Annotated in this window: 6 protein-coding genes and 3 pseudogenes; 4 read left to right on the forward strand and 5 right to left on the reverse strand. The window is 40.6% G+C overall.

Annotated elements, in window-relative coordinates; all coding sequences use genetic code 11:
• Nucleotides 1-12: 12 nt before the first annotated feature.
• From MO387_RS10345 to MO387_RS10355, 3 genes are read right to left on the reverse strand one after another with little or no spacing between them, the layout of a single operon-like run.
• The gene (locus MO387_RS10345) at nucleotides 13-540 is read right to left on the reverse strand and encodes a MotA/TolQ/ExbB proton channel family protein (protein WP_006081157.1); all 528 of its coding nucleotides are present in this window, start codon (nucleotides 538-540) and stop codon (nucleotides 13-15) included.
• On the reverse strand, nucleotides 540-1,895 hold the full coding sequence (locus MO387_RS10350) for a MotA/TolQ/ExbB proton channel family protein (RefSeq protein WP_011846482.1): 1,356 nt from the start codon (nucleotides 1,893-1,895) through the stop codon (nucleotides 540-542). The genes MO387_RS10345 and MO387_RS10350 overlap by 1 nt, the downstream gene beginning before the upstream one ends.
• Nucleotides 1,895-2,677, reverse strand: a complete 783-nt coding sequence (locus MO387_RS10355; protein WP_006087403.1) for a DUF3450 domain-containing protein — start codon at nucleotides 2,675-2,677, stop codon at nucleotides 1,895-1,897. Before MO387_RS10355 ends, MO387_RS10350 begins: the two co-directional genes overlap by 1 nt.
• 629 nt (nucleotides 2,678-3,306) lie before the next feature.
• On the opposite strand from MO387_RS10355, the pseudogene MO387_RS10360 reads away from it, so the two are divergent.
• The 4 genes and pseudogenes from MO387_RS10360 to MO387_RS10375 form a co-directional block, all read left to right on the forward strand.
• Nucleotides 3,307-3,565, forward strand: a pseudogene (locus tag MO387_RS10360) (IS982 family transposase); the annotation flags it as partial.
• 79 nt (nucleotides 3,566-3,644) lie between these two features.
• Nucleotides 3,645-4,568 carry an IS5-like element ISSod12 family transposase gene (locus tag MO387_RS10365; protein ID WP_242326247.1) on the forward strand — a complete coding sequence of 308 codons (924 nt, stop codon included), beginning with the start codon at nucleotides 3,645-3,647 and terminating at the stop codon, nucleotides 4,566-4,568.
• Nucleotides 4,569-4,594: 26 nt separating this feature from the next.
• Nucleotides 4,595-4,965, forward strand: a pseudogene (locus tag MO387_RS10370) (transposase); the annotation flags it as partial.
• A 905-nt stretch (nucleotides 4,966-5,870) separates the two neighbouring features.
• Nucleotides 5,871-8,501 (forward strand): TonB-dependent receptor, encoded by a 2,631-nt coding sequence (locus MO387_RS10375; RefSeq protein WP_063883131.1) that lies wholly within the window; start codon nucleotides 5,871-5,873, stop codon nucleotides 8,499-8,501.
• A gap of 209 nt (nucleotides 8,502-8,710) precedes the next feature.
• Here the strand turns inward: MO387_RS10375 and MO387_RS10380 are convergent.
• Together MO387_RS10380 and MO387_RS10385 are read right to left on the reverse strand one after the other, a co-directional pair.
• Nucleotides 8,711-8,968, reverse strand: a pseudogene (locus tag MO387_RS10380) (IS30 family transposase); the annotation flags it as partial.
• Nucleotides 8,969-9,179: 211 nt separating this feature from the next.
• The gene (locus MO387_RS10385; protein ID WP_063883133.1) at nucleotides 9,180-11,978 is read right to left on the reverse strand and encodes a TonB-dependent receptor; all 2,799 of its coding nucleotides are present in this window, start codon (nucleotides 11,976-11,978) and stop codon (nucleotides 9,180-9,182) included.
• Nucleotides 11,979-12,551 lie beyond the last annotated feature (573 nt).

The following is a 12,551-nucleotide window of genomic DNA, read 5'->3' on the forward strand; positions in this document are numbered from 1 at the left end:
TTCAATCTCTCTCTAGTGGTGCGGCATGCTGTCTTTTAGCTTTTCTAAACTGATCTTCATTTTGGCATCAAGGCGAGTACTGAAGAACACTCCCGATAATGCCGCAACCATACCTGCCATCGTAGGCATAGTCGCCATTGAAATACCAGCCGCCATCAAACGAGCATTACTCGTCCCCTGAACTGCCATCACATCGAACACTGAAATCATACCGGTTACGGTACCTAACAAACCTATCATTGGACAAATCGCCACTAAGGTTTTAATAATCAGCATACGTGCATTCAAATCTTGCTTCGCTTGGGACATCCAAGCTTCACGGATACGGTGTGCATACCAAGAGGTCGTTTCCTCTCTGGCGTCCCATGCAGCTATGATTGCTTTATGTTGCTTTGGTGATATCCAATTAAGATACCAATAACGCTCAAGCATCAATACCCACATTAAGAACAGAACAGCCGCTACAAGCCAGAGGACGTCGCCTCCGGAGGCCATGAAGCCCCTGACGGAATCCCAAATGTCCATCAGGTATAGCATCATTAGTCAGCCCTCTTCTCAGCATGTGCTGCGATGATACCAGCACTTTGCTCTTCAAGGATCTGAACGATTGACTTGCTACGCGCAACAACAACTGCATGCATTAACATTAACGGTAGTGCAGCAACCAGACCTTGAACTGTAGTGATAAGCGCCATAGAAATACCGCCCGCCATCAGTTTTGGATCGCCAGTACCAAATAATTGGATACTTTGGAAGGTTGCAATCATACCCGTTACTGTACCTAACAGACCCATCATAGGTGCGATAGCGGCCAGTACTTTAATGATTGAAATACGCGCTTCTAATGCTGGAGTTTCTTTCAGAATCGCTTCATCAAGTTTTAACTCTAACGTTTCAACATCAACGTCTTTGTTTTCTTGGTAAACTTTTAAGATACGACCTAAAGCGTTGTTACCAGGCTTATCGACGTTCTTACGTTGGCTATTAACGCGAGCGCCAATGATAGTCATAGTGACAAGACGTTCGATAGAGATTAATAAACCCAGTGCTAACAGAGCAATAATGATGTAACCGATAGTGCCACCGGCTTCTAAACGGTCTTCAAAGCTAGCTTTGTTAGTGAAGATGTTTAGCAATACACCGCGTGCAGGGTCAACATAAAATGGTGCAGTACCTGAAGTGATTTTTTCCCAGTCAGCAACCGCACTAACTTGGTAACCTTCTGGTTGCTGAGATAACTGCTGAATTAAACCTAACTCAGAGTTATATACAACATACTTGCCATCGGCTGTTAAGTTGTAAGAACCGATACGGTGAATAGTCGTTGTTTTAACGCTTCCGTCGATACCGGTAACAGAACCTTCGAACTTAACAACTTTGCCAGATTGCGCCATTTCAAACAGCTGCTCTTGCCAGAATTGCTCTAGTTCTTCGATTTTAGGTAATTGCTTACGCGCACCTAAATCAGCAATAAATTTATCACGATTTGGGTATTGAGCACTGATGTTTGAGCTTGCCAGTTTACCCGCGAAATCACCGGCTTCACCTTTAACCACACCAAACATCTCACCCAAGTCACCTTGAGCAGTTTTCAGATCTTCTTCTAACTGAGCAATTTTACGCTCGTTATCCAAGAACGCTTGGTTTAAATCTTTGCCACGTTGTTTTTCAGCAGCTAAAGCATCTTTTTCACGCTTTAACAGTGCAGCTTTATCACCACGTTCTGCTTGGAATTCTTGCTCGCGTTTGCTGTTGATTTTGCCTTCTGCAGCGCGTTCAACTTTAACTTGTTGCAATAATTGGTCAATCGACTTAGGCGCATCTGCAGCGCTAGCCATACCAGCAGTTAAAGAGAAACTTGCAGCCAACACAGCTGTAGTAATTAACTTCTTCATTATTGTGCAGTCTCCGCAGCAGGAATTGGTAACGCAAATAGATCTAGAGCACCTTGTTTACGGGCAATGCGGATACCTTTAGTCAGTTCACGCAAATAGCTGTCATCTAACTTATCCCAACCCTTAGATTCTGGGTTGTACATCCAGCCAGTCTTTTGATCTAAACTCTGTGCATAAAGAGCAACACGACCTAAGTTAAAGAAGTCAACCAACACTTCTTTACCATCTAGGTTTAACTTACCTTGGTTAACTGCAACCGCACTACCATATTCACGCTCGATGCTATAAGCATCAAGAATTAAACGGTACTTTTCGGCTAAGGTAACTTCAGCAGTATTAAGAAGGTTTTTCAGCTCATTAACACGATTAGTACGTACTTCAGAGTTGAAAGGTAAATCTAATTGAACAAACTGTTCTAATGACTCAACCATTTTAAACATTAATGGCACTACGCCTTGGCGAAGTTTATCAACACCATTGATGTCGCCTTGCACTGAGTCCATTGTCTTTTGTTGATCAGCGACTAAGCTGGCAACGTAATCGTTATATGATTTCAGTGATTCGCGCTCATCTGCGACAGAACCATACTCAAAAAGCATGTCTTGTGCTTGATCGAAATACTTATCAACGTTCTTTTGCGACGCAGCAGCATCAGCATGGATCATACTATCCGCTTTCTGCACGTCGGTAAGAGGATCTGCAACAACGAAGTTGCTGCTCGCTAATGCCAGCACGCCAACAAGTGCAGTAGCGATTTTTGTTCTATTGCTTACCTTGGACATAGTTCCCAACCAATTTGAAGTGAATAAAAAGGTTTAACTTACCAGCAACAAAACGAGAAGCAATTAATGCTCGCCGAAAAAATTACTGTAAGTTCGTCTTTCTCTTGTGATTCTTAGTTTTTTCTTCCCTTTCCTACGCCCCTACAGGCATAGACCCGCTGGCATCATTTCACAAAATGTTGACCTGTGTCAACATTTCAGCCGACTAAAAACTGCTGTAAAGAGGCGCTATGAATAAAAAATTTTACGAAAGGTGTTTTTTTAAACAAAATATCACCAATAAAGTTAATTAAATGGAGTTACCAAAATGCAAATCAAATAAAAAACAATAATAATCAGCAAGTTAATGCCAACCCCTTTCACTCAATAGATTTTTGTCAATTAACATCTTTCAACATGAAACGAACTCAAGCAGGTAATCTTTACTTGCATATTGATTTTGGAATAGAGGATTTTGCAGAGGATGTAGAGCACGGATTCATTAATCAAGGCAACCTTTATGTAGCTGTCATCGAAAGATCGCTTATCTAACCTGAACTCGGGATAAGAAAATTTGAACTAATAGCCCTCCAAGTGATCGGATCTTTCGACCAAGAGAAACCCCATCACACCGGAGGGTCTATGCATAAATTAGTAGAAGTGTTTTCGATGTCGATGATTTTGCGCTGTTTTCATTCCTGAATGGGAAAAATCGCTGTTAACCGATGGCACACGCAAGTGTCAACGCGCTGGCCGTATGACGATGAGCGAAGTGATGACCATCATCATACTTTTCAGATGTCTCACCACCGTGATTTCAAGAACTTCTTCATCGGCTATCTGGCTCATTTATACAAATCCGCTTTTCCTAATTCACTCAGCTATACCCGCTTTCTTGAGGTGATACCGGCTTTGTTTCCTAAATAGGTTGAACTAAAACCGTAGCCGCTGATCTGATCGGCATCGTCTATCAACTTACCCATTAACCGTGTCAAAACCTCGCTATAAAACAACCAACTGGAAGCAATACAACCAAGCCTTAATCAACCGCGGTTCACTTACCTTCTGGATTGATGAGGATGCAATTGCTAAGTGGAAAGCCAAGGTCGAGCAGCCCAAGAAAGGTCGTCCTCAAGTGTTTAGCGACTTAGCCATTACCACTGCGTTGATGGTTAAGCGTATTTTCTCTATGCCACTGCGAGCCTTACAGGGCTTCATCAATTCGGTGTTTAAACTGGGTGACATCCCATTATCTTGCCCGCATTACACCTGCATCAGTAAACGCGCGAAAACGGTCAATATTGCTTTTAAAACCAAGACTCGCGGCGCCATTGAGCACTTAGCTATCGACTCAACAGGCTTGAAGGTCTATGGCGAAGGTGAGTGGAAAGTGAAGAAACATGGCACAGATGGGAAGCGCCGAGTGTGGCGTAAACTGCATATTGCCGTAGATACACATAGCCATGAAATTATTGCCGCAGAACTCAGTTTATCAGGTGTCACAGATGCTGAAGTGATGCCTCATTTATTTAAGCAAACCCATCGAAAAATCCGCAATATCTCGGGTGATGGTGCTTACGACACGAAAGCCTGTCACGAAGCCGTTCGTCGAAAACGCGCTTTAGTGCTTATTCCACCTAGGGAAGGTGCTGCGCTATGGGAACAAGGGCATCCACGAAACTTAGCCGTCAGTTGGCAACAGCTTCATGGCTCAAATAAGCAGTGGAAAAAAAGGTATGGTTATCATCGCCGTTCAATCTCAGAAACCGCCATGTACAGGATAAAACAACTGCTAGGAGGCACGTTAAGCATGCGGAATTATAACGCTCAGGTGGGAGAAACTTACGCGATGATTAGGGCTTTGAACAAGCTTACTGGGCTAGGTATGCCTGAAACCCACTATGTAGCTTGATATTTGAACAATGATGAGAGTTTTGTTCGCTGACTCGATTTAGGAAACAAAGCCGGTGATACCCACTGCTTTAGTGCCGCTTTGCAGCTACTTTGCCAGCCTCAAGAGTGACCCTACTGGCATCGAATTTGCTGATTCAACCAGCATCAAAGTGTGTCATAACCTACGTATTAATCGCCATAAAACCTTGGATGGACTGGCGTGCAGAGATAAAGGCACGATGGGTTGGTTCTATGGTTTTAAGCTGCATTTGATTGTGGATCATCAAGGCGGAATAGTGGCGGCCAAAGTCACCCCTGCGAATATACATGACACGAAACAGGTGAACTAGATGGTGCACAGTGATATAAATAAACTCTATGCAGATAAAGGGTATATCAGTAAAGCACTGTCCACTTAATTGCTGGAGAAAGGCGTCACACTAGTGACAAACGTGCGTAAGAATATGAAAGCGAAGGCGAGTGTCGCACTTCGGAGTTGAATTCGGGTCAACGCAATTGTTACACATTAATTCTCTGCAGACATGAAAGCAAAAACCACTCTTCATCTTTCCTGAAAAATTCATATGAACTTAAAAAAGTCCACTCTCACATAGAGCATGTGTACTATTAGCATTGGTGAGTATCTATACAAATCTGCGATTACATGATGCCTCCTAGGGAAGCTATACCAGCCACTTAGTCGCTGTTTTAAGATAATATTTACTTTATAAAACTAACATAGAATAAATGTACATAATGAGTATCATTTGAAAATATCTAAATGAACAGTTCAAAAACACTTTTATATTTGATTTTAAATTACGTTCGTAACACTTACCCTTCTGCGCAAAACTTTATCCAGTTGATTACTATCCAATGAATGATTGTTTAGTTTTAATTGATACTGCCACTTTTAAAACAAACACCATCACAACAACTGAAATAAACGAAACAATTCTAAAAGATAATACTTAAGACTTACGACCCACCATTTTAACCTTAGAGTTAAAGACTAAACTTTTGTAGCATCGACTTTGAAGAAAGAGCCCCGAAACACAGTCTACAGCTGTATTCCTCTTAGTTTCTTTACTGATTCCAGAGTGCAACACCTGTTATAATTTTGGTTTAAAATGTTGATTAACTGTTTGCAATATGATTGTATTGCGCTGGAAGAGTGATCCAGGAGTCTATATTGTTCCTAGATCTCAGACGGAGATTTAGGAAACTAAATAGTTTTCGAATCACAGACAAAGATAACTTTCTTGTTCAAACGGCTTGAAAGAAATTAAGAAAAAAAATCATATGTCCAGGGAGATAGACAATGCTTATGAATAGCTTATTAGCTAAATCTGTGCGCTTAGCACTGATTGGCGGTGCCACAGTTGCAGCACTTAGTTCTACAACTGCATTTGCAGCTGAAGAAGATGGTGCAAACAAAGTTGAACGTATTGAAGTTACAGGTTCACGTATTAAACGTGTTGATATGGAAGGTCCAAGTCCAGTTCAAGTTTTTGACAAAGCGTTTATTGAAGCAACCGGAACACAAACTGTTGCAGACTTTTTATTTCAATCAAATTTCGCAGGCCCTGGCTTAACCTCAGAAAATGCGACTCTAGCTCAAGGTGCAGGAACTGCAAACTTCGATGCTCGTGGTTTTGGTGATGACTATACCGTATTTTTACTAAATGGTCGCCGTTTGCCAGGGTCTCCGGTGGGAGGTTCAGCCGCAACTGACTTGAATAACATTCCAATGGCTGCGGTTGAGCGTATTGAATTTTTGGCTGATGGTGCATCGGCTATTTACGGTGCAGATGCGATTTCGGGTGTTATTAACATTATCACTAAGAAAGATTTTGATGGTTTGTCTGTTAAAGCTCAGTATGGACAGAACCTTGAACACAGTGATGGCGAGCGCACCTCTTATGAGTTAGTTGCCGGCAGTACAGGTGAAAAACACAGTACTTTAGTTGCTTTTGACTATTTCAAGCAAGAAGTGGTGGAAGCGGTAAATCGTCCTTTGATTAATTCAGCAGTTAGCCCAACTGGTGCTGATGGCCGCTCTCCTGCAGGCTTCCCAGGTACGTGGTTAGAAGAAGATTTTTCTACTGCTTATCCTGTAGCTGATTGTCCTGAATCGAGTAAACGTCCAACTACAGTAACTGATGCAGGCTTCGAGTGTGCGTATGATGTTGCGCCATTATATCAAGCGGTTCCTAAATCAGAACGTTTCAACTTATTTGCATCTCATCATCAAGAGTTTTCAGATAATTTAAGCGGTTTCTTTGAAGCTCGTTACTCTCGCGCTAAAACAGAAGTGCGCAACGGTGCGGCGCCTGGTTTATTCGAAGTGCCAGCATCATCACCAGAAAATACTTTCGGTCGAGATATGCTTATCTATCGTCGAACAGTTGACGCTGGACCACGCTCACGTGATGGCGTTAACACAGCAACAAACTTAGCTTTTGGATTAGATTATCGTTTAAATGACAGCCATACGGTTTCTGGTTATTACGCAAAAAGCTGGGTGAATCAGAATCAAATGGGGCTTAATGGCCAAATTTCAAAGAAAGGTCTTTCAGATGCGGTTGCTGCAGGTCTAATTAAGCTAACAGAATTGAACCCTGCTGAACTATGGACCACAGAACCACATACTGCAGCGAATGGCAAAAAATATTGGATTTCAATTCCGACTCATCGTCAGGCGGCATTAACTGAAGAGATTGCCAACATTGGTATGAATGGTGACTTCGAAGTGATGGAAGGCTTAGGTTATGCAGTAGGTTATGAAACTCGTAAAGAAACCTATTACGATTATACTGATATAGCTCAAATTACTGCTGATGTTGCTGGTGGTGCTGCATCTTATGGTATCGGTGACCGCGAAATGAAAGCTGCATATGCAGAAATTGCGTTTACTCCAATTGAATCGTTAGAGCTTTCAGGTGCTCTACGTTATGACGATATCACAACTTCTGTTTCTGATCTCGGCAGTAAAACAACCTACAAGTTAGCCGCATCATGGCGCCCGGTGGATAGCTTGCTGCTTCGAGCATCTCACGCAACAGGCTTCAAAGCCCCAGCTTTAGGTCAACTTTTCTTAGGCGAGAGCTTTGGTGTAACAAGTGCTATTGATACTAAGGCTTGCCAAGCAGATCCAGTAAATGGCTGTAGTAAACGTGAACTTCAATCTAAAAGTGGTGGTAATAAACAGTTAGATCCTGAGGAGTCAACTTCTTACAACTTCGGTTTCTCTTGGGAAGCTATTGAAGGGTTAAGTATTACGACAGATTACTGGAATATTGAAGTTGATGGAAAAATCGGCTCACTTGGTGTTCAAGAAATCATCAACAACGAAGACAAATACCCACAGTTAGTGCATCGTGTAGGTGGAAATTTGTACCATCCTGATGCATATGTTGCAACCAACTTACAGAACCTAAGCTCTGAAAAAGGTCGCGGTGTTGACTTCGATATTGGTTATAATTTTGACTTAGCTGGCGGTACTATGAGCCTAGGTCTGAAAAGTTCTTATTTAATTGAGCATTTGCGTCAGTCTTCTGCCACTCAACCTCTTTGTGATGATGCAGGAACGACTAGTGAACCAGAATGGCGTCAAAACCTGCGCGCTAGTTGGGAAACCAGCGATTACGGTGTAAGTGCGAATGCTAGATATATAGGTGAAACTACAGATAATCCAGCTGGTAAGCTAACAGGAACTTGTAATTCTCAAGATCCAAGCAGAATTGTAACCGCTGACTCTTATACTCAAATCGATCTTCAAGCTTTCTACTTCTTACCAACAGGAACAAAGTTAACGGTTGGTTTACGTAACGTGTTTGACGAAGCACCGGTGTACTCAGAAGAAGCTGGTGGCGGTTGGCCTTTCTATGATCAAGCTCTGTATGACAATATGGGTCGTTACATGTACTTATCATTGAGCCATTCGTTCTAATATCAGTTCGAAGTTCAAATTTCGAGTTCTTTAATAAGCCCTAATTTTTAGGGCTTATTTTTATCAATTTGATTATATTCAAGTTGCCATAAAATCAATACGAGCGTAAGTAAATAAAGTTCTTGTATTTTTTCAACTCTTAAAATTTCAATCATTTTTTAGATGCACAAACTAGGATGGTAAAAACTTCGAAGTGCGAAACTCGCTAATTAAGCTAATTGGTTAAACACTACCGCTGGCTTAAAATTCAAACATTTCTTAGATCGATAGTTAATCCTGCTCTGAGCAAATTCGATTAATTCATCCCCTCTTTTTTGACATACTGTCACGTAAACTGTTGGCATATTAATTTGCGCCTCTTTCAGAAGAACGATAATATCCGCAAAATACACCTTAGTATCCAGTGCGTTTGCTATCTCTTCATGCTTAGCAAACTCTCGACCATTATCCGCGGTTATCGTTAACATGGACTTTGGCGAGATAAAGCGTACCACTTTCCAGCAGTAGGCTTCTTCTACACCTCAATTTGTGTGTCGCAGTTATTAACTGAATTCTGGATTATCAATCTCAGTTGCAAGATGCTTTACCTGAATATTTAAATTACAAGCAAAAAAAATGACAAACCCATTAATTTGGATTTGTCATTTTATTTTTTAAAACATTTTTAAATTTAGTTTTCTAGAACTTGTAATCTATTGAAGCATAGAAAGTACGTCCTAAGGAATCAGTATATCTTGGGTCATAGCCAACTTGGTGACCAGCACCACTTGCACGTAAGGATAATGGTGGAGCGACGTCAAACAAATTATTAATACCAACTGATAGCTTTAAATCATCAATAATAGTGTATTGAGACTGGAAGTTAACAGTTGTATAAGATGGTACCGCTAACTGGATCAATTTGTTACTACCGGAGATACTTCCCACACGAACGTTGTTCTCTTGGTCTGCATAACCTGAACGATAACGAATTGTAACTGAGTTATCAAAATCGCCAGTTTTCAGAGTGCTAACTAACTGTGCTGTAGTGCGGAAGACAACTGCGTCATCATCGCCAAATTTACCTAAGCTAGAAATCCAATCATTATCTGTTCCTGGACGAGTATACTCACTATTAGTAATATAAGTTCCTGACAATGTGTTATTTAAACGACCAAATGAAAGATCATGTCCTAACGTCAAATTCCAGTCATATCCTGCATTTTTGGATTTGCCGACGTTAAGATCAGAGTAAACAATTGCAATTTCTTCTTCGCCAGTTCCTTTGTTTAACTTAGTTGTAAACAAATCTCTATAACGAGTAGGATCTGCCATTATTTGAGATTCAGTCACACTAGCGACCATGTCACTTAATTCAATATTCCAGTAATCTAATGAAAAACTGAAATCGGAATCAGGAGCATATACAAAACCAAGAGAATACTGTTTAGATGTCTCAGGTTTTAACTTAGCATTACCTTCGCTAAAGGCTTCATACTGCTGTGAACTTGTAGGGCATAGTGGTGCTAGAGGATCAGAAGTGCCTGCAAAAGGACATACTTCATACGAACCACTTGTGACACCATAATCAACTCTAGGGTTAGCAATTGACAGCATTGAAGGAACTTTGAAACCGGTTCCAGTTGAAGCTCTTAATAATAGATCTTCTGTTGCCTGATAACGTAAAGATATTTTATAAGTAACAGCACTTTCAGAATCATTTACTGTACTTGAACCTGGAATGGCAACTCCTGCGTCATCATAAGCAAAATCATTAGTGATAGCGCCAACATTATCATAGCGCAGCGAGCCTGTAAGTTCTAAGTCCGTAATAACAGGAACAATTAACTCAACGAATGCACCATAGCTGTCACGCGCTAAATCATATTCCGTGCCAGTATTAGAACCCAATAACAAATCTTGCTTATTTGCTTCTGCTATTGAAGACACATAATGAGTATTACGGAACTCAGCACCCGTACCTAAATATGCAGTACCTGCGGATGTTTCAAAAATAGGCATAGAGGCTTTAGCATCAAACGCTTTGACTTCAGTTGTATCATTACTCCAGTTGCCATTAAATTGCGTCTGACTCAACAGATCTTTGCCTTCTTGGCTAATTTGATCTGGCGTTGCAAAAATATCTACTTTACCTGTAGCCATTAAGGCCATGAAATCGTCGAAAAGAGGATATCCACCGGCCACATTCTCATCAGTATCATTTTTAGAGTATGTAAAAGCAGCTGAATAATCAATCTCGCCCGCAAGTCCCTCAATGCCCGTCACTATGTGCGTAGACTTTGTATTCCATTCAGTAGCACGTCCGCCAAGTGGTAATGCTCGCCACTGTGCATCCACCTTCACTAAATTATCTTGCTGGGCTGGATTCAAATTTGGAATAATCCATTGATCAACTAACGGCGAATCAGTTGGTATGGTAAAGAAGCCTGTTGCATTGGGTGCAATACGAGTAGTTTGAGAAAAATCAGAATACATCATATTTGCAAAAAGCTTAATGTCATCGGTTAAAGCAAAATCGGCACCTAGAATAACAGAGTCACGTGAACTTTCTGGCAAAATTTCAACTGTTGTAGTGTAGTCAAATTGACATGAGTCCACAACTTGGAAATTGTCAGGCGCACAATTGCCATTTGTCTTCAAATATGGGTTGAAAACAGTGGTCTTCTTTTCACCATTCTCCATATAAGTGACTCTGGCGTTACCAGGAATAGCATTCGGAGATCCCTTAACGTAATAATACTCTTGATTATTACGATTAAAGTTAATAATCCCAGTTTTAGCAAAATCACGATCCGTTGCTTTTAGTTGCTCTTGCTCGTCATGTCCAACAGAAAATAAAATGTTAAAACCATCTTTTTCATAATCACCAAAGCCACCAGTGAATGAAAGATTACTGCTTGTACCTCCCGATTCCTGTGGTTTGTTGTAACGCGCTGCTACGTTGAAACCTTGAAGATCTTTTTTGGTAATGAAGTTAACAACACCCGCAATAGCATCTGAACCATACAATGCAGAAGCACCATCAGTTAATACCTCTACACGCTCAATTGCCGCAAGAGGAATACTATTTAAATCAATTGTTGAACCTGAACCACGGGGCGCCATTCTGCGTCCATTCATTAAGACGAGTGTGTAACTTGAACCCAAACCACGTAAAGAAGCAGATTTTACACCACCACCACCACCACCAACTGAATCTGCGTCAGTTGTAAATCCTTGCATTGATGGTAAAGATTGGACTAAATCACCAGCACTAGTCAGGCCAGTTCTATCAATATCCTCTCTTGAAATTACAGTGATCGGAAGTGAGCCTTCCATATCCGTGCGCTTAATACTTGAACCAGTAACTTCAATACGCTCGATCTTCTCGCCCTGAGCTTCCGCGGCAATAGCTGCTACTGATGTAAATGCTAACGCAGCAACTCCACCAACAAGAGCCAAACGTACTGAGTTTGCTAAAAAATTGTTTTTATGCATTGACTATCTCCCGATGTACTAGTTGTTTTTATTTTTAAACTGTTTCTGAGGCACTAAAAGACCACAGCTAAACAAGTTGCAACAATAGAAACACATGCCCAAGAAAGTATCAACAAAAATAAAACAAAAGTATTACACCAAAATAATCGCAAAAAACAATAAAAACAACAAATAACAATAGCTTACACATCGTTAAGGAATAGACAAAAAAAACAACAAATGCAACAGTAAGTCTTAATACTTAATTTTTGCTAAAAAAAATGCCTTCCTAACCATAAGTTTAGCACTTGCATAGTGCTGTCATGCTCTATACAGCTAAGGAGAAAAAATCATAAAGTCTTGATACAAGAAAAATTAATAATTAAATTAAATCAAATATTTGAGAGCGAAAAAACTTCAAAACGCTCCTTTACGGCTTACAGAACTTTTAAAGTGAACACTGATTTTTGCCGAAGGATTATGAAAAATTTAAATGTTGCACAAGGACTAAAGATTTGCTGTATCAATAAATACACTCTCCAAAATGAATTTGAAAAGTGTCAACGCTATTCGGGACGGGTCATTTTTTCAATA

Source organism: Shewanella sp. N2AIL (genome assembly GCF_022690845.1).
GTDB lineage: Bacteria > Pseudomonadota > Gammaproteobacteria > Enterobacterales > Shewanellaceae > Shewanella > Shewanella baltica.